A 23064-nucleotide genomic window follows, 5' to 3' on the forward strand; every position below is an offset into this window, starting at 1 on the left:
CAAAATGAACCAAAATCGCCTGTAGATCTGTACAAACTTCAGATGTCGGACTGTGTGGAAGTAAAGTAAGAAATTCCTCAGCATTTGCGTTCAACGCTGGCCTAACAGGATTTCCAGCTGGCCCACAATCCTCGGGCCAGCTCTTCCGTCCCATTTTTCTGGAGCTTCTCCTACCTTCCATTTACCATTGAGAAGGTCACACATTGCGGGCGCTAGAGCATCTGGGCTAGTACCGATAAGTTTGTTGGTTCCAAGCTCCGTCGTTTCGGGTCGCTCAGTGGAGTTACGCATTGTCAAGCAGGGCGTATTCAGAATGGTTGTTTCCTCAGAAATCCCCCCGGAATCAGTTATTACGCCCTTGGAGTTCTTAATTAGCCAAATGAATTCTAGGTAAGGCTGAGGGTCCACCGATAACAGATTTGCAGGTAGGATAGGGACTTGCTGGAGAGTCCTGTTGGTCCGGGGGTGAACTGGGAATACTACAGGTAACCCATCTGATGCCTCGCAGATTGCATCTATCAGCGTCTTCAGGGTCGATACATTGTCAACATTTGAGGGCCGGTGCAGGGTCGTTACTAGAAATTGATCCGGAATTAGTTGCTGTTCAATCGCGAACTGCGGCGCTTTTATGCGATCGAGATTATGCAGCAGAGAATCTATCATCGTATTTCCGACGAAGAAGATTCGCTCATTTTCGACCCCACTCAGACGCAGTTGAGCATTCGCGTACTCGGATGTTGTAAAAAACCAATCGGTTATCGAATCAGTAACCACACGATTAATCTCTTCTGGCATTGTAAGATCGCCAGATCTAATTCCAGCCTCAACGTGTGCAACCGGTATGTTTAATTTCTTCGCGGCAAGGGCGCAGGCCATCGTGGAATTCACGTCTCCAACTACGAGGCAAACCTCGCTCCTTTTGTGGAGAAGCAATTTCTCATATCCCACCATTATTTCGGCGGTCTGCGTGGCCTGCGTTCCGGCCCCCACACCTAAGTTAATGTCGGGCACAGAAATGCCAAGTTGTTCGAAGAAGACACCTGACATCTTGTTCTCGTAGTGCTGCCCTGTATGCACCAGCCGGTAACGCAACTGGCCCCCATTTGCCCTCCTCTCATTCAGCGCACGAATTATTGGTGCGATTTTCATGAAGTTCGGCCGTGCCCCTGCAATAATATCGATTAACATGCTCTCATACCCTCGTGATGTAGAATTCGCACTCTCTCTCTGTTTTCTCGAAACTCACTGCCTTATCTTCTAACAATAAAGGAGTGCTTGCCTCTTTTAGTTGTCTCGATCGTGCTCACAAGAGAAATGCTCAATTCCAGTTCTATTCCGACTTTGTTTGCGAACAGTTCGTGTATTCTATACCCATCTGATTCACTAAAGCCTTTGTCCGGCACGATCTGAATTGTGCATTTACCCGGTACGTCTTGCACGAATTGAAACTTTCGAACTCTCTCAAGAACGGGGGAATGAGTGTTGAGTGACGTCATATAGATCTTCAGGCCGCTCCTACCGATCAAGTACTCTTTGCCCCATCGGCCGCTGATCTCTTGCAATTTGTTTGTGATCCTATCTTCACCACCGAAAGATATGGCCGCATCTCCGGTGCGGTACCTGATTAGGCGGGTCGCTCTATTCAGAAAGCCTGTCGCAATAAGCTCACCGTCGATTACTTCGCAAACTCCGTATAGCGGATGGGGGGTGAACCCGCCATGCTCTGCGGGAGCGAACGCAACCCGCTCCGATAAACCGTAGAATGATACTGGCTGACAGTTGAATACTTCCTGAATAAGGTCTGCCTGAAAGTCGTATAGTTTCTCTGATACGAGAAGGATACCACGTATGCCAACTATGCTTTGCCCAATGGATCTGAGAATTTTCGCGAACTCGTATACAGCAGAAGGGTATCCATGAATCCACCGAGCCCCAAAATTTCGCATCTGTTCCAAGTGTTCAGCTACGCCATGCTCTGAGAGCTTGAGCGGAGAAATAAGCATCTCCTTGTAGAGTGGGTTGTACTCGACTAATCGATCGGGGTGTTTGCTATCCACTCCACGAAGACAAAGCCTCCTGCTATTTATCTCAATGCCTTGTTCGCTGAGAAAATCTGCAACAAAAGCCCATTCCCTCGAGTAGCATTCGTTGTCTAAGTGAAAGCTAAACTGCCTCCCCGTGCTGCCTCCCGTGGAAACTTTGTAGCGGCTATTTTCGTACCTGGTGTCTTGGAACGCACTGAGGTTACGTTGAACCATCTCTTTATCGATGATCGGTAGATCATAGTATTGATCTATATGGTCAAAGCACTTGATCCCATTTTGTGACGCCCACTGACAATAGAACGGAGTATGCGAAATCGAATCGTTCAAATACTTAATGAGCAGTCGGTTTCTTTCCAGCAGGGCCTCTCCAGGATCAAGTTGCTTGAAGTTCCGAAGAGCTTCTCGCTGCAATCGGTACGGTCTGCCGCAGAAAACTTCAAAGGGCACATATTCGAGTGGGGCTTTCACCCGTGGTGGCATGTTCTGGTAAATACTCTTTGCAACGTTAAGACTGAATTTCATGTTCGGGCTTTCGTATGACGGATCCTGTGCGGATCTTGGCTTTCTGGTCTCGTTAGTCGATGCGCTCAAGCTCGTTCACGCCCATTCCTTCGATCGGGTCTCCCAATTGCAGAACACTTAAAGCTCCGTAGTGGGGGTGTCGATGGTAGATTTAGTCTGCGCTCGAGCAAGCGATGTCTCTTCTCGCTAGGGGTCCTAGTGTAGGTGGGTTCCTGCCGACATGGCCGACAGTCAAGAGTTATACGTCGGCCGCAATCAAACGCAGTGATTGCTCTTCAACAGAAACCACTTCGGAAGACGATCACTTACCCGCCGCAAGAAGATCAGTTGGTGGTGTAAGTTGATGCCGAGCGCCGGACTATGCGCTGGTCCGCCAAAGTGCGCAAATCCCTCAAATCAAACAGCTATCGAGTATGCGTTGGAGGTGGCCAGATGTGAGGAGAGCGAGCAACATCTCGCCCCATGCCTAAACACTAGTGTTCTCTCGCCGCATCGTAGATCCTGACCGTTCCATCGTCCCTGCAGCACACATATAGACGCGCAGTATCTGCTGCGAAATCCATACCGTGGACGCCTGCAAGGCAGGAATCGACCAGCACCATTCTCGATTGGACTAAGTAGTACAGCGCTAAGTTAGACCCCCCACCAATCGCGAGAGTGTTTGTGTCAATCAATGAGCAGCAAAAGGCTGGAAAGCTGTTGCTAAGATCAATGCTATCAAGGTAATTGCCATCTCTCGAAAATATCCATATTTTGCTATTTCCCTCATCGCAAACGAATAGACGCCCGGCCTTGTAGGTACAATTGCCAAGGCGACCGAAGCCCTGATGGCCTACTCCAGAGATCTCGGAAAGCAATTCGAATTCCAATTCTCCATGAATGTGATGTATGGCATAAAGTTGTAAAGTTCTTCGTTTCTTCTGGGTAATAAACATTCTGTCTGCGTCAATCGAAATGCCATTCGGTTTAAAGAAGGGCGCCCTTTTGGCTAGGACTTTTCGTAAAAGCGCGTAATATATAACTCTGGAAATTCTCTTGGAAAGCCTGTCCTGCTGCTTCTCCGTTCTTATTTCGGGGCCTTCATGATTCAGTATGTACTCATGTGAGGCAAAGATTGATCTGAACCTGGTAGCAAGCAATGGAAATAAGCCGCTACTGTTCACGGTTAGAGCCCCGAATTCCCCTCGGTATCTGATGTCGTTATCATAAACTACGATACGATGGTTGTGCCAGTCAGCAACCAAGAGCAGCGATCCGGACCAGTGCATTGCAACCGGCTGCCGAAATCTATAGCGGGAGTAACCTTCTCCAGAGAGCAGGACCTGTAAATTGCCGGATCCGTCCAAGGAGAAAATCCTGTTTCTCGCATCACAACCTAGTATCCTACCTTCCCCATAGCAAACCGCATTAGGCAGGTATCCTTCGCCAAGGGACAGTATCGAATTTAGTTTAAGCACAGGGCTGCTCTCTCCATGATGCATTTGGCCCGTCTGTCCCATTCGTAGTGTTGCACATTTCTGTAAGCGTTCCGTGCAAGGTTGTCAGCCAAGGCTCCATCCGAAATTAATCTGGAAATTGCTCGAGACCATCCCGCGACATCGTCCGGGGCGCAAAAGATGCACTGCTGCTCATCCAAAACCTCATGCAGTACGGCGAGATCACTGGAAATAATAGGTCGCAAGGTGGCCATGTACTCAAACATTTTCAGCGGGCTCATCCAGGAAGCAGTATCCCCTCGATTTCCACTGATCGAAACCTTCTTCTGATATGGCATGAGAAGAACGTCAGCCGCCTTAAGGTAATCTGGCAATTCGCCATTGGGAACAAAGCCGGTAAATATGGTATTCTGAAGCTTCCTAGCTTCGCTTATCGCACGATACCGACTGACGTCGTCAGGGTTCCCGCCAACTAGAAGAAAATTTGTAGTTCTATGAATGGCGGCTAGATCCAAGATCAACTCAATGCCCCTGCCTTTATAGAAGTGCCCAGAGTAGCAGGCAGTGTCTCGTTCGGGGAGTCCCAGTATGTGTCTATAATGAGCAGGGGGAAGTCCATTGTCTGCGAACCGAGAGATATCAACGCCGTCATGGGCGACAATCAGGTGCCTACCCAACTTGTCCCCATATTTCGATAGCAGAATGCTTTTGAGTGCCTCGGAGATAACTACAACGGTCAGTAACAGTTTGGAATCGAGAAGATCAATGAAGTCATTGTGTTCATTATTTTCGATATCGCCATGGCATTCGAAAATAACTGGAATATTCAATTTCGTCATTTCTAGCGCAATGTTAACGGACCTCACATAAACTACGTCCGGCTTGCTCTTTCGAATATACCTCTTAAGTTGAAACAAGTAGTCAAGTCCTTTGAGGCCGCGCCGCATTCTGAATGTTTGTAATCCAAAGTCCTTCTTAACGCCATAAAACTTTGCAAATTCGGTGTCAGTTCCTAGGGCGCGCGCGTGGGGGCGGATACCTAGAAGAGTGACCTTCGGACCCAATTTTGCAAGGGACTGGGCCATCTTGCAGACATGAATGCTATTGGCAGACTTGCTGGGAATTATAGAATTACTAGCATAGATGATGTGTTTCATATGGTGCTTTCAAGTATCTGCTAATCGGAGGAACTAGCTTGGTCCGTCAAGCTCTGGAGCGTTTGGGAGTGCGAAATGATCGTAGGTGTACCCCAGTTGCTTGCGGGCAGTCGCTTCGAAGTGATGTGGAATCTGTTCGGCATAGGCAAAGAGCGGAAACTCTTCGGAGAAGGCTTCCATAACCGGCCGCTGATCGAACCGTTCTAATATCCCTTCTCGTAAACAAGTGCCCTATCCACCATAAAGCGATTTCTCTTGGCGTAAAACTCATCGATCGTGCAAACTGGTTTTGCGGGATCCTGCGGCCACTGTATTGTTCGGGATGTCTTCGCTTACGACGCTTCCTGCCGGGGCGTTGTAGTTGCCATCGATTCTCGTATTGCTTCGAACAGCCACGTTGAAGCCGAATAAGGCATTGTTTCTTATCTTTAGCATCTTCATCTTGCTGTAGGTCCTCACGTGCGGTAGCTTACTTTTCTCTTCTCGATAGTCGAGGGGGTCAGGGCAGCGCCGAAGTCGTTCGTCGTGCCGCCTTCCTAACAAGCCGGAGCCGCAACTATTTCCCCGAGCGCTTTGCGAGGAGATCGTTCGGGATTTGCAAAACTCGCCTAACCGCTTCGAAATTCGGTGCAAGTTGCACCGGAGTAATGCCTGTATGGCGGTAAAAGAAGAAATAGCTCAGAAGGATTCTCGCAATTCTTCCCACGACGATCGATACAGCAAAAAGGTAGATGTTCCCAGCAAGTCCAGCTAGAGAGATGAGTCCGATCTGCAGGACCACGCGAACCCAGACAGGGATGGCTTCGAGACTAGCCCTGTTCGTTAAGTTGAAGAACACGTTAATTATTTTACCGGTGCTTGCTGCAAAAGAGCCAAGGGAAAGGATTATGAACAGCGGTCCAACTAACTCGTATTCGGGCCCGAGAAATATTGGTAGGATCAGAAGCACGAAAGGAATGGCGATCGATATGAAAATTATGAAGAATATAATTGCGCTCAGCTTGCAGGTCCACGCAACCTTGCTGGCAATTTGGGCTTCAGTAAGATCGGAGCCTCTTGCAAGGCTAGGTAAGAAGGCGCTCGTAACGGCAGTGGGGATCAGTTCGAGTTGCCCAATAAGAGCTAGCGCTATGGCAAGTTGGGCGATCTCTGACGCTTCCATCGCGAAAAAGCTCATAAAAATGGGAGTGCTATGCTGCGCGAGAGTTATCGCGAGGCTCACTGAAAAATACGAAAAACAACTTCGAGCAATCTTTGCCATGTATTCTTTGGAGAACGCCAAGCTTGGCGCTGCAACTTTGCAGGCCCGGGCAAAAAGGAGGATCACTGCAATGAAGGTTGCCCCATTCTGGATTAGTACTGCCGAATAGATTCCTAATTCAAAATTATAGCAAATTACGTATCCGAGAAAGATAAGAAATGCCTGAAAGGGCAAAATTGATCCAAGGAATGGAAATTGTTGGTTGCCTTTGAGAAACTCGATCAGACATGAATACAATATCATGAGTGCGCATAGGGTTCCTGCAGAGATTAGGAAAATCGGGTCTCTGAAGACGTCGAAGCTGTAGATGCTTGGGAGGAATACCGACGCATTGAAAATTAGGATAAACCCTAGCAGAGAAGCTAGAATGCATGTCAAGAGTGTTATTCCAAGCAGCTGGTCATTTTTCTTTGAGTCCAGGCCTGAGAAGATCCAGTTAGTCTGTGGCATTCCAAAGGTCAATACTGTTGAGAGAATGCTTGTTGACGCCATAACAATCGCGAATTGTCCTCTAGCATCCGCTCCAAGAAAGCGGGCAAGTGCGATGGTGGAGCCGAGGCCGATCACCACCCTGACCGCTTGGCCAGAGAATAGAGCGAGAGAATCCCTAACAAATCGTTGCAATTTGGTTACCTTAGGCTGTGATTGGGTGCAGGCGTGAGGCCTGCGTGCGCCAATGCTGTCATTTTTACAGAGTCTATATTGCGCTACGGTTTCCCGCCTAACTACATGTTGGAGGCTTTATAATCAAAACAGATCTGACCTGTAGTTAGCTTCGAGAGTTCTGATTTCCGGAGCATGAAGATTATCAGAATTGAGAAAGAGGTTGCCACCCATACTAAGTCAATTGTGAAATGCGCCAAATTATCTGTTTGTCGTCCCTGGGAGTTTATAATTCTGCACGCGGTCTAAACTTTCGAAAAATCTGCTAGTGGCCAAACTTGTCTCAAAGTCAATGAAGCGTTCAGCCGATGCGGTGCGGAATTGTTCGTGAAAGCTTATTACTTTCCGCAACGCTGTTTCTAGCGAGTTCGTATTTTCGGGTTCAGCTAACGCAGCTGCAGAACCGACCATTTCTGGGATGCACCCCCAGTGCGTCGTCACCACAGGAAGGCCGACTGAAAACGCTTCGATCAATACGCCGGGGTAGCCCTCCCCCTCGAAATATGTTGGCAAGGCAAGCAGATGAAATCCTGATAAGAATGACTGCACATCGGCATTAGGAACCGGTCCAATATATTCGATGTTCCCTGGCGTGTTCTCGATGATGTCGTGGAGGTTCCTGTCTCTAATTGGACCAGCAATTGTCAAGGACCACTGTGGATTCCGTGCCGTAATCTCAACTAAGTCCAATATTCCCTTTTGCTTCATCACTTGTGACAGAAAAACGATATCGACTCGCCCTCCCGCATAGGGTTTGGCGCGAAACCTAGATGCTGGCCGAGAATTTGGGAACCAATACGTGTTGCGGTTGAAGCGCTTGAAGAAGCTAACTAAGGCCTGTGTCTCGAAGAAGTTGGCGACGCTGTATTTCAAGCAAAGACCCATCAAGAACTTTTCAATTCTAGTGGAGTTTCGATAGTATTCGTCGAAGTTGCCAGCAAATTTTCGGAGCGAGTACGTTTTCGTGGAGAGGGCATTTAGCAGACACAAGAATGGCCCGATAATCTTATAATCTGCCGCGGTTCCATGCAGTGAAACGTGATCATAGTCGTGAAGTCTTGCCAAGCGCATAAGTACGTGAAAGAGCATCCCGATTCTGCTATTATAATTCTGCGAGTTAGTGTCGCAAACAGTGTAGCTTCTATTGGAAGCATTGTATTCAGAGAGTAGCTGCTCAAAGAGTACGGTAATGCCGCCGGGGCAAGATTCCGATGCGCGTGGCCCAAGAATTAGTGTTTTGGTCATGCGATTAACCTATCTGTCCTCGTAAGGCCCCTAATACTTGACGATATTCGCAGCCGGCCAGCATGCTGCAGTCCCGGAGGCCGCAAGCAAACGAATATGGGGTGAGTGCGCAAAGAGTATCCATATTGGTATTTTCCTCGGGGCTGGGAGGGTGGTGTCGCTCAGTTCGGTTTGTCGCGCTTACCACGACAAGCTGGCGAGGATCGTAGGTGATTGGTTGAACAAGTTGATCTCTTCATTCTTTCGGAATGCACTGCGGCAAATCTAGGTCTCAAAATTCCCATTCCGAGAAAGGTGGGATTGGTAAATAGGAGTGGATTGAGCTCTTAGCTTCTTACCTGAAGAGCTTCAAAGAATTCTCTGTTGCGCTTGCGAAACATCTTCGCGTCGATCTTGGTTCGATGCCCCGAAGCTAGCAAAATCTTTTGCGCAAGGTCATCTGCGTCACCACTTCTTGCGACATAGCCGGCATTTTCACGAGCCAAGAGGCGAGATACGGACTCAGTGCAATCGGTTGCTACAACTGTACTTTCCAAGTATATGTTTTCCAACATTGCGTTTGGCATGCCTTCCCAACGGGAAGATAAGACGAAGATATCGCAGTTCTTAAAGAAGACGTATGGGTTACGTTGAAATCCCCAAAACTTTACTCGGTCACGGACGCCGAGTTCCTGTGCTCGCAACTCAAGTTTTGCCTGCTCTCCTAAAGAGTCCTCCCCAATTATATGAAGGAAGTAGGAGCTGTTGGCGCGTACTAAATGTGCTAAGCAATCTATAAGAACGTCGAAGCCCTTCTGTTCGGTAATCCGGCCAGCGCTCACTATGTTGGTGTCTCTTGGGTCCCAATCGGGAGGATTTTGCGCTGCTAGACTGTCAATCTTGGCGAAGTCCATAGGGTTTGGTACCATGAGCACTTTGTTTGGGTTGAGCCTATGGTATCGGCAGATCTCATCTTTCATCTCTGGGGTTTGAGCAAGAACCAGGTGCGCCCTCCTATAAGCCCTTTCGAGCAAGAATCTAGAGAATGTCCGGATATGGCTCCTCGATATGTACTGGCGCGGAGAATTTGGGCTGCGAAATATGATTGTGGGTTTTTGTGCGGGTAAAGCTATTAGCGCCAAATAAAGAGCGATGTTGGTCCGTAAGAGAGTAGAGAACACGATATCCGGGCTCTCACTCCTAATAACAGACCGCAGCCGGGGTATGGAACGCGATGTAGTGGCGACACCCAAATCAATTACACGGACCTCTGGAGGAATGTCCTCCAGGAGTTGTCCGGTTCTGCTCGAAAGGACTAGTACGGCTTCGAACCTCGAATGATCAAGCAGGCGCAGCATTGTAAGGACGACCCTTTCTGCCCCACCACCAGTCATATTCTGAAGAAAAATTAAAAGCTTTGTTCTCATAGGAGCATACTCAGTGGACAGATGGAAAAGGTTGGAGTGGGTGTCATTGCTTCAGCACCGAATGTAATGGCAACCTCTATGATTTTGACCGCCACTGAGTCGATATAATATGCATGCTCACAAGCGAGATCCAGAGAAAGTAGGTTGTTATGCTAACCTTTGAAAGCATTACCGGGAAAAATATCCAGAAGTCACGCGAGCGGTGAACACTAGTGCGAAATAGCCAGACGATCAGAAAAACGAACAACAGACCCAATGAATACCATGCGTAGAATAGAAATGAGAGGTCCTGAAGTATTACGCGATAGACTCGGGTCTTGGAGTCAATGATCTCGAGAGTAGTAAACGAATTCCCAAAGAGGTGACTTGTAAGGTCCTGAGCCCAAAAATCCTGAAAGATTGTTGTGCGAAACTCTAATCCTCCCCTCAACTCATTTCCGACGAATCGTATTTCATAGTAATAATATAGCGGAACCAATATAATTAGCAGAGTAATTAAGAACCAGACCTTCTTCGTAGGTGATTGACGCGCACGTTCAAGTGACCTTGCAATGAGAAAGGCTGAGGCGAGCAGCATCGCAAATGCGGACAGGCAAAGGCCAAAGCTTATGAGCGTAAGCTTATGGAGCCTTGTCAGATGCTTGTTCTTTGCGTAATAGTCAAGCGCAAGCAGCGGAAACACGGCTGCGGCGTATGATCCGGGTTCATTGAATAGGCTGGTTGGGCGCCAAACTTTGAATCCGAAAATGCCACCATTCAGGAAGTAGGCGCTGCCCTTTTGGGCCCGTATCCCAAGAATCTTTAGGTAATCAAGAAAATCTCCAGTTATATAGGTTGCAAAGAACTGGAGAAACCAGAGTGCTACAAAAACCTTGAGGAGAATTTCGATGGATCGGATAAGTAACTTTGGGGAATCCTTTACTAAGAGAAGAAAGAGAATTGAGTAAATCGGAGTAAACAATATTCTCTTTGAGAAGCCCTCAGATTCCATAATGAAGCTTGGCTCTGCTAAATATGTTGCATGTACATAAATCCAAATGTGTGCGAAAAAAAGTATAAGGACGAATTGAATAGTCCGTTTCGTTACGTATGGGGTAATGCACCTGTAGTTCGTTGCGAATGCCAGAAACCAGGTGATAGCGAGGAATGCATTCGAAGGAATGGTGCTGCTGAGAAAAATGCCGGCCAAGAACAGCGTTATGAAGAGTGCGGCCAATTTCTGATCCGGACGTTCCGAGTGGATATGAGCGAGGTCACTCATTGCGGAGTTGTAGGTTTAGTTCGAGGCTTGCTAGAAGGGTGATTGCTTTGGTTCTGGTGTAAGCCGTAGTTGGGTCGCTGACCAGATGCTTAATTTTTTCCCCGTCTATCTCGGGTCGATGCACTAGGGATTGTAATATTTCATAGATTGTCGCCTTGTTCCGCAGATCATTCGCGATTTCATCGCAATAGTCGCGATAGTTTACTGATATTCGCTTCCTATGATTTTTTGAGAGCCGATTGATTGCCCTAGCTGCCGTGTATCCTACGGTCTCAGTGAAGTTCATATTTAGTGGGTACCCGAGGTTGCATTTTACCGGGAGGCGAAAAAGGTCATTGTATTCTGACGAAAGAAATTGTTTGTAAAACGATTGTCCCAACCTCAGATTTCGCGGCAGTGAGAACGCAAAGTTTAGCCAATCTTCATCAGCAAAAGGGGTTTCAAAGCGGAAGGGTCCTCGTAAAACTTGGCTTATCACATATTTCCGCTGTCTGTTCTCTATGTCCCAGAGCTCGGCCAAATCTTCGTGGCTCTGATTGTCCTGCGAAGCCAGGTTGGGTTTTTCAGGGTGAAGACCTGTTACATGATATGCTAATTGGTCATCTCCAGTATAGCATTCCTTCGAGTAGACATATTCGGCCCAGGTAAGGCCTTCAGGGATGTTTCGAAGAAGGTGAGATCCCGTGCTCGGATCTCCCATGTAGCCACTCCATATAGTCGCGTCAGGAGAAATACTTTCTGAAATCGCTCTTAAGGGCGGGGCGGTAAAAACATCAGATTCGAAGATGGAATGCCGACAGGCGAACTCAAGGTCTTCCTGGCGAATCTTTTGTGATGACAGCTCAAAAGATAAGTGATTGGTGCCTGCAGATTCGGCAACTTTGTTGCCAATCTCAAAATCAAGGCTGCCGGCGCTTCCAAACGTGTAAGTTGTGATCTCGCGAGCTGGACGGTGGCGAAGGAGTGACGCCAATATCAGTCTTGAATCTAGTCCACCACTAATTGGAACCACGATTTGGCCACTTGCGCGAGACAGACAATTCTGAATGCTTCCTTCCCATACTCTACTTGCTTCCCCAAGCAGATCCCTCGGATTATCGTCATACATTGGGCTCGCTCGGCGTTCGGACAACATTCTTCCGAGCTGCAAATATGTATCGTTATTGACTGCTTGTGCCTTATCGATGGATTCACTAGATGGAGTAGCCAAACAACTATGGGGATGGTAGCCATAGTGTAGAAAGTTTGATATTTTCTGCGCAGTATTGTTCATTGGCTCCGTGTCCCCGACCTTTTCGATGCGCTCTTTTGGACGAACACGTCCGTAATTCCCTTCATTCTCTTAAAGGCGGATGTCGGTTTCAATTGCAGGTAGGAGGTACTTTAGATCATAGAGGGTATGTGCTGTTTTTCCCCATTGTCTAATTCTTTCAACTCCTAGATCACGAAACAGCATGTGAGGCACGCACAGAATGATCCCATCATACGTTCCCAAAGGGGGCGTCTCGATGAGTTCTATGTTGTAGGCCTCCTTCGCTTCGTACTTATCGACCCACGGGTCATGAACGTCTACGCTGAGCCCGTACTCTTCGAGATCTCGGATAACGTCGATAACTTTTGTATTCCTTATGTCCGGACAGTTTTCCTTAAATGCTAGGCCTAGTATCAGCACCCGCGCTCCGCTGATGCCGATATTTTTTCGTATCATTTCTTTAACCATTTGGCCTGCTACGTAATTCGCCATTCCGTCATTGATGCGACGTCCGGAGAGGATCACTTGCGGATGGTAGCCCAACGCCTCAGCTTTATGTGTAAGGTAGTAGGGGTCGACGCCGATACAGTGTCCCCCTACCAGGCCAGGGCGAAACGGTAGAAAATTCCATTTTGTTCCTGCGGCGTCGAGAACGTCTTCAGTGTTTATTCCCATGCGGTTGAAGATGATCGCGAGCTCGTTTATTAGCGCTATGTTTAAATCACGCTGTGTGTTCTCGATTACTTTCGCCGCTTCAGCCACCCTTATGCTTGGCGCTTGGTGAGTTCCTGCGGTGATTACGGAAGCATAGAGGTCGTCCACTTTCTTTGCGATTTCCGGCGTGGAGCCTGACGTAATTTTCGTAATTGTTGTTAACCGTCGTTCTTTGTCGCCCGGATTGATCCGTTCAGGGCTATATCCGCAGAAGAAATCTCTATTGTATTCTAGGCCTGAGGTGCGCTCCAATATTGGAACGCAGTCTTCTTCTGTTGCGCCCGGATAAACGGTCGATTCATAAATAACAATGTCTCCGGGCTTAAGGGCCCGACCGACAGTATGAGACGCTTTAAGCAGTGGGGTTAGATCTGGTCTTTTATGATCATCAATAGGGGTTGGAACTGTCACAATATAGATTCTTGCAGAGGAGATATCCTCTGGGTTCGATGACAGTGAAAGGTACTTCGCCTCTGCTAGCTCCGAGCCGGTAACCTCTCCCGTACTGTCGCATCCTGCCTTAAGTTCAGTGAGGCGATCTGGATTCACGTCAAAGCCAACGACGGGACGATGCTTGCCGAATTCGACAGCTAACGGCAGACCGACATAACCAAGCCCGATCACTGCTATTTTATCTTCCATTTGGATTTTCTCTTCCATCTTTAAGGCTTTCTGCGGTTGCTAAGAGTACATGCTCTGATGCGTGGGGAAGCCCGCGTTTGGGTGTTGCGAAGCTATGCGCGAATTTTGTGATTGGCTCATTGCAGGATGCTCGTATCAATTCACAAACTCGCGCGATGCTAATAGCTTTAGTTGTCTCGATCTCGGTGCCGGTTAAATTGACCTTCTGCTCTATTAGCGGGGTGCCGAATTCTTTTATCGTCGAGATTCTTTGGGGCGTTAGGCGCTTGTTATAGCACGTAGAAACTTTCCATGCGCCATCACCGTGGAAGTTGCATGGGTCTGAGCGAGTTGAAACTAGTGAAATTGGAGAATGGAGTTTTCTGCGCTGTGTGTTTCGCGATTAGGTAGGTTTTGGGCGCTATGTCGCATAGTACTCACGATACCAGTCCACAAACTTCTTCACTCCATCACGGTAATTGGTTTCCGGTTGATATCCTGTTAATTTCTTGAGTAGTTGCGTGTCAGCCCAAGTTGCCGGCACATCACCTTTCTGCATTTCCATATAGTTTCGGATCGCAGGTTTCCCGAGAGCATTTTCGATGGCTTCGACGTAGTCTAGAAGCCTTACTCTCTCAGCATTTCCAATATTCACAATTCGGAATGGGGCAACGACACTAAGGCTATCCCCCTGGGGTGGATCACCTATTTGTTCAGGGCGTTTGGGCACCGCATCAATCAATAGGCGTATACCTTTGACCAAATCTTGAACATAAGTAAAATCGCGATACATGTTTCCATGGTTATAGATATCAATTGGTGTGTTTTCTAAAATGCCCTTGGTAAATTTGAACAGTGCCATGTCTGGTCGGCCCCAAGGTCCATAGACTGTAAAGAACCGAAACATCGTCGTGGGAAGCCCCCAGAGATGGGCATACGAATGCCCCATAACTTCCGTTGCCTTTTTTGTGGCCGCATAAATTGTTAGTTGACTGTCGGATGTCCCGATTTCATTATATGGCATATTCTCACTGGCGCCGTAAACCGACGACGTAGATGCCATCAAAAGGTGTTCTGCATTCAGTTCACGTGCGCATTCCATCACATTAAAGGTGCCAACAATGTTTGAATCTATATATGATCTCGGATTCTCAAGGCTGTAGCGCACTCCGGCTTGAGCCGCGAGGTGGACGATAATACTTGGCTTTTCATCTCGACAAAGAGATTTCAGTGCTTCTATATCCTCTAGCATGCCAATTCGGCAAGAAAATTTCTTGTTCTGGAGGAGGATCTCATGCCTTTTTTCTTTAAGGCGGATGTCGTAGTAGTCTGTCATCCCGTCATAACCGACCACTTCAAATCCTTCTTCCAATAGTAGGCTTGCGAGGTGAAAGCCGATGAAACCTGCGGTTCCAGTAATAAGAACTTTTCGCATACTTTAGGGCCTCTATTCCTTATCTGCTTGATCTTTGCCGTTGGCTCGCTGCCGGCAACAAATACTCTGTTTAATTCTACGTTTAGGAGTTTCGAAAGCGAGAAATCTGTTGCTCTGAGGTCATATAAACTGGTTTGGTCATCGGATGACGTGAGGGTTCGTACAAAAAGGGATTGATGACCTTGGGCTATTGGCTTGCTCCAAAACCGGCTGGGTTTCTGCATTGCCAGTTCCAAGTATCCCGGCACATCTCCGCGATCCCGAGCTCTGCCTGCCAACCAACAAGCGCCTTAGCCTGACTGGCGTTGGCATAGAAGCTTGGCAGGTCTCCGGCACGGCGCGGCGCGATCAGTCTCGCGATGTCAGTATCACTCGCCTGCTCGAAGGCGGCGACCAACTCCAAGACGGTCACGCCTTGGCCCCGGCCAACATTTACGACCTGATGCCCAGCATGCTTCTCTAGGGCTTCGATCGCGGCGACGTGGGCTTTAGCAAGGTCCACGACATGTACGTAGTCGCGTTCGCCTGTCCCATCCCGCGCCTCGTAATCATCCTCGAAGATCTGAAGGGCCGGCCGCTGCCCTACCGCCACCTGTGCGATATAGGGCATGAGGTTGTTCGGTATCCCTTGCGGATCCTCGCCAATGCGGCCCGAGGGATGCGCCCCGACAGGATTGAAATACCGCAGTGAGATCGCCCGACACGCGGGATCTGCCGCACACCAATCCCCGAGTATCTGCTCGACCATCATTTTCGTGCGGCCGTAGGGATTGACCGGGTTGGTAGGGTGCTGCTCATCGTAAGGCAAATACTGCGGTTCACCGTAGACCGTCGCCGAAGATGAGAAGATGATCTTGTGGCAGCCGGCAGCGTCCATCGCCTCTAGCAGAACCCGCGAGCCCCCGACACTCACATCGTAATAGGCTAGGGGGTTCTCGACGCTCTCGCCAACCGCCTTCAAACCGGCGAAGTGGACCACCGCACTAGGTGTGTGCGCCGCGAAGACGCGATCGAGGAACGGCCGATCCCGAATATCCCCCACCTCCAGATCCACCGGGCGGCCGGTCAAGTCCTGGACCCGCTCGATGGCCTCTGCGTGGCCGTTGACCAGACTGTCGACCACGACAACGTCATGCCCGGCTTGCAGCAACTCGACGACCGTATGGCTGCCAATATAACCCGCGCCGCCTGTGACCAATACTTTCATATTTGCCTCTCGTGCTCGCGAGGACAAGCATCCGCGACGCGCTGATCTTGTGCGGTCTCAATGTTAAGCTTCATCTGAAGTCGCAGCCATGCCTTTGAAGCAGCGAGCTTGCCGCCGGGCCGTCGACACCTTGGTTCTTGAACTTCGCCCGTAAGCATCTTGCTAGCACTTTGTACGGTCGATGACCGCAGATGGCGAAATCAAGAGGTCTACCTTTATGCCGCCTCAGACCGCTGATACCCGAACTCTCGCAAGAACATGTCGAGCTCGGACCCGATAGGATCCGACCGCAGCGCTGCGTGGACCACGGCTTTCACATAGCCGAGTTTATCGCCACAATCATAGCGTATGCCTTTAAGGCGATTGGCTACGACGTCGCCGCGCGCCGCCAGCACGTCGATCGCGTCCGCAAGCTGGATCTCATTGCCCGCGCCCGGCTGGGTCTTCTCCAGAATATCGAAGACCTCCGGCGCAAACACATAGCGGCCAAAACTTGCCAGTTGCGACGGCGCGGCTTCTTGCGTGGGTTTTTCAACAAGCCCAGCCACGTCCCAAGTGTTGTCGGACAGCGCAGAGCGGGGAGAGACAATCCCGTATTTGTTGACCTCAGAGGCGGCAACCTCCGCAACACAAAGAGCCGACTTGCCGGTCCGGGAATAGGCCTCAATCAGATCGCCGGTCGGCGTGCCGCTATCCTGATGCATCAGGTCATCCGCCAGCAACACCGCGAACGGCTCATCGCCGACAGCCCGGCGCGCACAGAGCACCGCATGACCGAGCCCCAATTGCTCCGGCTGTCGCACAAAGAGGCATTCCACCCGGCTCGGCACGATGTTCCGGATCATGTCCCGCGCCTCTTGCTTGCCCTTCTCCAGCAGCGCCCACTCGAGCTCGAGATTGGCATCAAAATGGTCCTCGATCGCGCGCTTGTTGCGGCCGGTCACAAAGATCAGCGTCTCGATGCCGGCATCGATGGCCTCCTCGACAGCGTACTGGATGATCGGCTTGTCGATGATCGGCAGCAATTCCTTCGGCATCGCCTTGGTGGCAGGCAAAAAACGGGTCCCAAGTCCGGCGACAGGAAAGACAGCTTTGCGAATAGCGGGCATAAACATTTCTCTCAAGTTAGTGGCGATCAAATCTGATGGGATGGAAAATCCAAGGGACCGGGCTTCAAAGCGTTCTCACGCTCGGCGCGGTCCACGTCCTCCACGTTAAAATGAAGAAAAAGCATCCCGAAAAGCAACCCCTGATTGAATGCCGGGGCTTCTTATTGTCGCGGTCACCGCTTGCGCAAAACTAGGCGCCAAAGCGAAAATGCCGGCGCCCTTTCTATTGACGGTAAAACCCCCCCCAAACCGCCGATAACGTAAACTCTCGGAAGTTTAGGAGCGTTCTTCTTTCGGGCCCCCCTGCCCCGGCACCTCGGCGCCCAACTCCTCCTGCAACGCCGCGATCTCCGCCCGCAACGCCTCATGCTCCGCCATACGTCTTTGGAGGAAATTTTTGGTCAGCCGTGCCCGCTCCAGCACCCCGCGGGGCGTCAGCACATAGGCGTAGCGCAGCTTGTTGCCCGATGCGCGAAAATTGCTAACTTTTACTTGGCCCTTCTCGACCAACCCTTTCAGGCAGTAATTGACCACCCCTAGACTGATCCCTAGCGCCTTTGCCAAGTCTCGCTGCGAGAGCTTGGGATCGGCTTCGAGCGCCCGCATCACGCGGAAGCGAATATCGTCATCACTGGGTCTGGTCATTGTCTTACGGCGCCACGGCTACCGCACCAGAGCATGCGGGATGCAGCTCTAGGGGGCGAACAGGCATAGCGTTCACGGATGAACGCATATAGAGGCGCTGCAGCAATTGAAAGACCAATTTTGGGAGAGCCGCTAGGCGCCGCCTAGGCACGCGCCTCTATAAAGTGGCAGTGCCCAGGTTGGATATGCGCGGCCGTCAATCGCCCTGTGAGATGGGCGCCAGTGTCCACCGCGATCCGATCACCAGATAGTTTGGCCCGCCTGACGACCGTATGGCCGTGAACAACGATATTACCATCCGTACGGGGCTTCGTTAAAAAATCGGGATGGCCCCAAAGCAAAACCGCGCCACGTTGGTCTTCGGGCGGGCGGTTGGGCGACATTGCCGCATGTACGCAATGCATGTTGCCGGTCGACCAATGTTTAGGCAGAACTCTGAGCCACTCTTGCAAGCCTCTGGGCAGCGCATCTTCGAGCTGCCGGGCCAAGTCGACCGTCGCGCCCGAGGAAATGGCATCGTCTGGCACCTCAATGCCGAAGCTGGTGAGCGTGGCAACACCACCATTTCGCAGCCACCCCACTCCCGTCCCCGCAGGATCGTCAATAAAGTTGAGCAGCATGCGCTCGTGATTGCCCATCAAACAGATCACGCGATCCGGCCTCGATTGGCTCAACTCATAAAGCAGAAGCAAAACTTCCCGGGATTGCGGGCCGCGATCAATATAATCGCCCAGAAAAACGCAGGTCTCATTGCCGCGGGCCACCCCATCCAAGAGGCCGAACATCTGATTGAGGTGAGCTGCGCAGCCATGGATATCACCAATTGCAAAGAAGTCCGCCGCCGGGCGGATTTGCGCGGAGGTAACATTTGCAGGGGCCGAACGGCGCCGAGGATCAAGCTGCGATAAGATGCGGGGTAGCAAGGTTCTGTCCCGGTGCGTTCAAGGCCGATGTTAAGGTGTTCTTGCCCCAGGTAGCTAGACTGGGGCCAATATGCCACATGAAAATAGGACCGTGCTTCGACAAGCTTATAACCGCCGACAGCGCGGAACGGGTTTTTAGACATTGGCGCTGGCCCGTCGAACCGGGACGATCTGATCGCGCGGACCTATAGAACCTTAAGATAAGAGGCCTATTGTATCAAAAAAGGATCGATTAGGCGGGGCCGCCACGCAAGCGCACCGTAGGATGGCCAGGCCCGCAGCGTCTGCCATTTTGTACAAGGCACGCCGCATCACAGAGCCCGCTAAAACCTGTTGCAAAAACGGCATAAAGATTGAAACAAGCGACCGGGTGGGGCGGGCTGGGTTGTGTCCTGCCGCCTATGCAGGGATGCTCAGCGCAACTGTGAAATACAGAGAGTCTCTTTCAACAGGCTCAGGTGAAAAGCGTTTAGGCGCCGGCCACCGTTCCAACATCAATTGCATATGTCGCTCGCCGATTGCTTGCCAAAGGTTTGTCCATGTTTAAACATTTGATCGCCATTTCACTCTTGTCCTTCGTTACCGGCTGCGGCGTGGCCTATATTTCGCCCACCGTCTCCGAAGAAGACGGCAAGGTGCGTATCGTGCCTTTGACAGCGGACACAGTATCGACGGCAAACCGCGCAGTCTATATCCCTAAGGAACTCCCTGCCGCCTTCTTCCAAAACGCGGGCGGCGCGGGCGCATTGCGCGCGGCCGGTGCCACCCCTGCGCCTGTCTCAGAGATCCAGACCCGCCCCTCCGACCTAGCACTAAGGGTGCCCAAGACCCCCCCGCGCACCACCTATGATATCGGCATCGGCGATGTGCTCTTGCTGGCCTCCCGTAGTGGGGGCAGCACTGTAGAGGAACTCAGTGGCCTATTGGCCGCGCAAAACCGCCGCCAGGGTTATACTGTTCAAGATGACGGCGCGATTGCGATCCCCGATGTAGGGCGCGTGGCTGTTGCAGGGTTGACCCTCGAGGATGCCGAAGCCGCTCTGTTTCAACGTCTTTTGGAAGCTCAGATCGATCCGTCCTTCAGCCTTGAGATTGCTGAATTTAACTCAAAACGGGTTTCAATCGGCGGGGCGGTCGGCACTGCGGCTGTCATTCCGATCACCCTCACCCCCCTAACGCTCGATCAAGCAATCGCGACGGCCGGCGGCATCCAAACACCTGATCTAGAGTATGCATCCATTCGCCTCTACCGCCAGGGCGATCTATACCAGATTCCGCTCGAGACCTATTTAGAGTCTCCCGATCTGCAAAAAACGCGGCTTGTCGCCGGTGACAGTATTTTCGTCGATACCGAGTATCAGCTTGACCGCGCGCAGGCCTATTTCGCAGAACAGATCACACTGCGGCAGTTCCGTCAGCAGGCGCGTGTACAGGCCCTTTCAGAACTTCAGGCGGAAGTGACCCTACGACGGGCGGCGCTCGAAGAAAGCCGGTCAAACTTTGAAGCGCAATTGGACAATGATGCCATTGCGCGCGACTATGCCTATCTGACGGGCGAAGTCAGTGAACCGGGCCGGTTCACCTTGCCCTTCGGCCGCACGGCATCTTTGGCCGACGCACTCTATTCTCACGGCGGCTTTGACACGCAGACCGGCAACCCATCTCAGATCTATGTGTTACGGGGCTCGGACAACAGCGAGACGGTAACCGCTTTTAATCTCAATGCAAAAAATGCGGCGGAACTCATCCTAGCCACCCGAATGGAGCTGCGCCCAAACGATGTTATCTTCGTTGCGGAACAGCCCGTCACCCGGTGGAACCGCGTCATTACCCAGATCACCCCTTCCTTGCTGACAAGCATCGCCAGCTCTGTAAATTAAGGGTCTTCTGCCGCGCGCCTCTCTCTCTGTTCGGGGGGGGGGCTTAACAATGACCTTTGCTCACACGGGGGAGACATTTGCTGGGTCTCCCCCCCATCTAAGCTAAGGCAGCAAGAGTTTGCCCAAGCACGGGGATCCTCGCGGGTCGAGCTTCCTTCGTAGCTGCGGGTAAGTTATGGGCGATTAATAATCGGTTCCCAGAGACCGCGCCCTGTTATTATGGCCCACCCATCGCACTTTTAGATTAAAGGACCGGACATGTCGGATGCGCCTAAAATGGGTTGGTTCGTCGCACAGCTGCGCCCGAATGGGCTCGCACAAGCACGTGCCCATCTGCGCCGTCAGCGATTTGACAGTTTTTCTCCTGAACGTATAGGCAGCCAGTCGTTCCGGGGCCGTCTTATGCAAAAGCGCCAACCCTTATTTCCAGGCTATCTTTTTGTCCAATTCAATCCAGACGCTCCTGGCTGGACTGCCATAAACAACACGCGCGGCATTGCTCGACTTCTTTTGCAGGATCCACGCCGCCCCCGTGCGCTACCGCAAAGCCTGATGGCGGGTCTTCAGGCCCGCTGCGGACCTGATGAACTTGTGAAACCTGCTGATGATCTTGAGGTTGGGGACCAAATTCGGATCCTGTCGGGGCCTTTTGCCGATTTCATCACGCAAATTGACCACCTCCCGGATTCCGAAAGAGTTGGCGTATTGTTAGACCTAATGGGGCGAGACGTTCGGACCTCGCTCGACCGCGGTCAGATCAGCAAGATGCGTTAACTAAATCACCTGCCTCTTAATTCGAATATGAATGCCCTTAGGCTTTCTTAAGTAGTTGATCGTGGGCTTCAACATCCGTCCGGAACGTGCCCTCATAGGCCACATTCTCATTGTCCGCAGCGGAGGCCTGTAGCGTCCAATACGATTTGCCAGCTTCCCTAAAGATCCGAACGTCCAAAACTTCAGTCTCCCGCCTATAGGTGCCAGACAAGGGTGATACCTGAAAGTTGGACCGTTTACGGTTAAGTAGCGCGGGGGCCAGACGACGGACCCGTCGAAATTGGCGCGAAGCAAAATATTTTACGGCAAATATGTAGGTCGCCATGAACAGCAGGATAAAACAGGCCAGCGCAAAAGTCGCCATTATCGGTTGATCCCATAGTAGGACCCCCACGCCAATCGGGACCGAAAAGAAAGGCACAAGGAATAAGGTCGCTATCGGGTTATCAAACCGGCCCCGGCGCCCCGCTGCCATGGCGACCGTTCGTACGGCGATATGGTGAAAGTGCAGCCGATCCGGTTGGCCCGTTGCGCGCCGCGTAGCCCGCCTGCGCAAGATGGAAAGGAGCGTGTCGCAGACAGGCCAAAAGAGCAGCAGCAAGATGGCCATGCCCGCCACAGAGGGGTTTCGCACCACGAGAATGATCCCGAGCCAAGCTAGAATATGGCCAATGCCATAAGCTCCGGCATCTCCAAGGAAAATGCGCCCTAAGGGCCAGTTCAGAAGGAAGAAACCTAAAACCGACACCAGCAAAAGGCCCGCCACAATCTGGATGTCCGTATCTCCAGTCTGACCCGCGATCGCGATAAAGCCTATGGAAGCTGTCAAAGAATAAAGAGCAGAGAGTCCGTTCAACCCGTCTACGAGGTTCAGCGCGTGGCATGTGCCAGCAGACCACAGCAAGGTAATCACGATGGCCGGGACAATCCATTTCAATAAGGCGCCCTCTGTCAGGCCTAAGTCTGGCACCAAAGATCCTGTAACGCCAATCGCCAGGGCTGCCGAAAGGAACGCCGCAAATAGTCGGTTGCGGGGACTAACGTTGCGAAAAATGTCTTCGTGCAGCCCTGCCCAGAACACGACGGCACCTGACGCGAGAGCTAGAAGAAGGTCACGTCCTAGCTCATTGTAGTAAAACACGCAGCCAACACAGAGGCCTAAAATAATTCCAATCCCCCCCACGCGCGGGGTCGGGCGCGTATGTTGGGATTGACGCGCAGATAGATCGCGCAACATATGTTCGTGGGACATGAGCAAGTTCGGGCGCGCGATGAAAAGCATGCTCGAAGCGAGACTAATGATAAAAGCAGTTCCGAATACCAAGAGTTCATACATAAAAAGACAACCTTACAAATACAAAGTTTGGCGCGATACATCTGCGCGCCCAAAGAAAATAAAACACAACCAAGTGTTTTCTAAAGTAAGCCTCGACACCAGCAGTTCCAATTCAGGCTCTTCAAATTTGAACCTGCGTCCCATCTGTCGCCGCAGCCCAACCCTGAAATTC

The 23064-nt window shown here is 51.0% G+C and carries 17 protein-coding genes and 1 pseudogene; 3 read left to right on the forward strand and 15 right to left on the reverse strand.

Annotated features, from left to right (window positions below; translation table 11 throughout):
• Positions 1 to 90: 90 nt before the first annotated feature.
• The 3 genes from wecB to DSM14862_RS17330 all read right to left on the reverse strand — a co-directional run bounded on the left by wecB (position 91) and on the right by DSM14862_RS17330 (position 5160).
• Positions 91 to 1188, reverse strand: coding sequence for a non-hydrolyzing UDP-N-acetylglucosamine 2-epimerase (gene wecB / locus DSM14862_RS17320; protein ID WP_243254469.1), 1098 nt, complete (start codon positions 1186 to 1188; stop codon positions 91 to 93).
• A 62-nt stretch (positions 1189 to 1250) separates the two neighbouring features.
• Positions 1251 to 2567, reverse strand: a complete 1317-nt coding sequence (locus DSM14862_RS17325; protein ID WP_243254470.1) for a phenylacetate--CoA ligase family protein — start codon at positions 2565 to 2567, stop codon at positions 1251 to 1253.
• Positions 2568 to 4011: 1444 nt separating this feature from the next.
• Positions 4012 to 5160 carry a glycosyltransferase family 4 protein gene (locus DSM14862_RS17330; protein WP_243254471.1) on the reverse strand — a complete coding sequence of 383 codons (1149 nt, stop codon included), beginning with the start codon at positions 5158 to 5160 and terminating at the stop codon, positions 4012 to 4014.
• 75 nt (positions 5161 to 5235) lie between these two features.
• Here DSM14862_RS17330 and DSM14862_RS21815 point away from each other — a divergent pair, with 75 nt between their 5' ends.
• On the forward strand, positions 5236 to 5367 hold the full coding sequence (locus DSM14862_RS21815) for a hypothetical protein (RefSeq protein ID WP_279291298.1): 132 nt from the start codon (positions 5236 to 5238) through the stop codon (positions 5365 to 5367).
• A gap of 349 nt (positions 5368 to 5716) precedes the next feature.
• Here DSM14862_RS21815 and DSM14862_RS17335 read toward each other — a convergent pair whose 3' ends face one another.
• From DSM14862_RS17335 to DSM14862_RS17380, 11 genes and pseudogenes are all read right to left on the reverse strand, one after another.
• Positions 5717 to 7045: a lipopolysaccharide biosynthesis protein gene (locus DSM14862_RS17335; RefSeq protein ID WP_243254472.1), complete on the reverse strand. Its 1329-nt coding sequence runs from the start codon at positions 7043 to 7045 to the stop codon at positions 5717 to 5719.
• Positions 7046 to 7285: 240 nt separating this feature from the next.
• Positions 7286 to 8329, reverse strand: coding sequence for a glycosyltransferase family 4 protein (locus DSM14862_RS17340; protein ID WP_243254473.1), 1044 nt, complete (start codon positions 8327 to 8329; stop codon positions 7286 to 7288).
• 326 nt (positions 8330 to 8655) lie between these two features.
• Positions 8656 to 9222 carry a glycosyltransferase gene (locus DSM14862_RS17345; protein WP_243254474.1) on the reverse strand — a complete coding sequence of 189 codons (567 nt, stop codon included), beginning with the start codon at positions 9220 to 9222 and terminating at the stop codon, positions 8656 to 8658.
• A 51-nt stretch (positions 9223 to 9273) separates the two neighbouring features.
• Positions 9274 to 9735 (reverse strand): annotated as a pseudogene (locus DSM14862_RS21955) (glycosyltransferase); the annotation flags it as partial.
• Positions 9736 to 10988: 1253 nt separating this feature from the next.
• Positions 10989 to 12269 carry an asparagine synthase-related protein gene (locus tag DSM14862_RS17350; protein ID WP_243254475.1) on the reverse strand — a complete coding sequence of 427 codons (1281 nt, stop codon included), beginning with the start codon at positions 12267 to 12269 and terminating at the stop codon, positions 10989 to 10991.
• 69 nt (positions 12270 to 12338) lie between these two features.
• A complete protein-coding gene (gene tviB, locus DSM14862_RS17355; RefSeq protein WP_243254476.1) occupies positions 12339 to 13622 on the reverse strand; it encodes a Vi polysaccharide biosynthesis UDP-N-acetylglucosamine C-6 dehydrogenase TviB in 1284 nt (427 codons plus the stop codon).
• Between the two features lie 382 nt (positions 13623 to 14004).
• Positions 14005 to 15018 carry a GDP-mannose 4,6-dehydratase gene (locus tag DSM14862_RS17360; RefSeq protein ID WP_243254477.1) on the reverse strand — a complete coding sequence of 338 codons (1014 nt, stop codon included), beginning with the start codon at positions 15016 to 15018 and terminating at the stop codon, positions 14005 to 14007.
• A 187-nt stretch (positions 15019 to 15205) separates the two neighbouring features.
• Entirely contained in the window at positions 15206 to 16225 is a 1020-nt protein-coding gene (galE, locus tag DSM14862_RS17365) for a UDP-glucose 4-epimerase GalE (RefSeq protein WP_243254478.1), read from the reverse strand.
• Positions 16226 to 16440: 215 nt separating this feature from the next.
• A complete protein-coding gene (gene galU, locus DSM14862_RS17370; RefSeq protein ID WP_243254479.1) occupies positions 16441 to 17334 on the reverse strand; it encodes a UTP--glucose-1-phosphate uridylyltransferase GalU in 894 nt (297 codons plus the stop codon).
• Positions 17335 to 17610: 276 nt separating this feature from the next.
• Positions 17611 to 17979: a MarR family EPS-associated transcriptional regulator gene (locus DSM14862_RS17375; RefSeq protein ID WP_243254480.1), complete on the reverse strand. Its 369-nt coding sequence runs from the start codon at positions 17977 to 17979 to the stop codon at positions 17611 to 17613.
• Positions 17980 to 18122: 143 nt separating this feature from the next.
• On the reverse strand, positions 18123 to 18764 hold the full coding sequence (locus DSM14862_RS17380; RefSeq protein WP_243254564.1) for a metallophosphoesterase family protein: 642 nt from the start codon (positions 18762 to 18764) through the stop codon (positions 18123 to 18125).
• 677 nt (positions 18765 to 19441) lie between these two features.
• Here DSM14862_RS17380 and DSM14862_RS17385 point away from each other — a divergent pair.
• Together DSM14862_RS17385 and nusG are read left to right on the forward strand one after the other, a co-directional pair.
• Positions 19442 to 20782 (forward strand): polysaccharide biosynthesis/export family protein, encoded by a 1341-nt coding sequence (locus DSM14862_RS17385; protein WP_243254481.1) that lies wholly within the window; start codon positions 19442 to 19444, stop codon positions 20780 to 20782.
• A 258-nt stretch (positions 20783 to 21040) separates the two neighbouring features.
• Positions 21041 to 21556: a transcription termination/antitermination protein NusG gene (gene nusG, locus DSM14862_RS17390; protein WP_243254482.1), complete on the forward strand. Its 516-nt coding sequence runs from the start codon at positions 21041 to 21043 to the stop codon at positions 21554 to 21556.
• 37 nt (positions 21557 to 21593) lie between these two features.
• Here the strand turns inward: nusG and DSM14862_RS17395 are convergent, their stop codons facing one another.
• The gene (locus DSM14862_RS17395; RefSeq protein WP_243254483.1) at positions 21594 to 22892 is read right to left on the reverse strand and encodes a glycosyltransferase family 4 protein; all 1299 of its coding nucleotides are present in this window, start codon (positions 22890 to 22892) and stop codon (positions 21594 to 21596) included.
• Positions 22893 to 23064 lie beyond the last annotated feature (172 nt).

It is taken from the genome of Sulfitobacter indolifex, from assembly GCF_022788655.1.
In the GTDB taxonomy this organism is placed as follows: Bacteria; Pseudomonadota; Alphaproteobacteria; order Rhodobacterales; family Rhodobacteraceae; genus Sulfitobacter; species Sulfitobacter indolifex.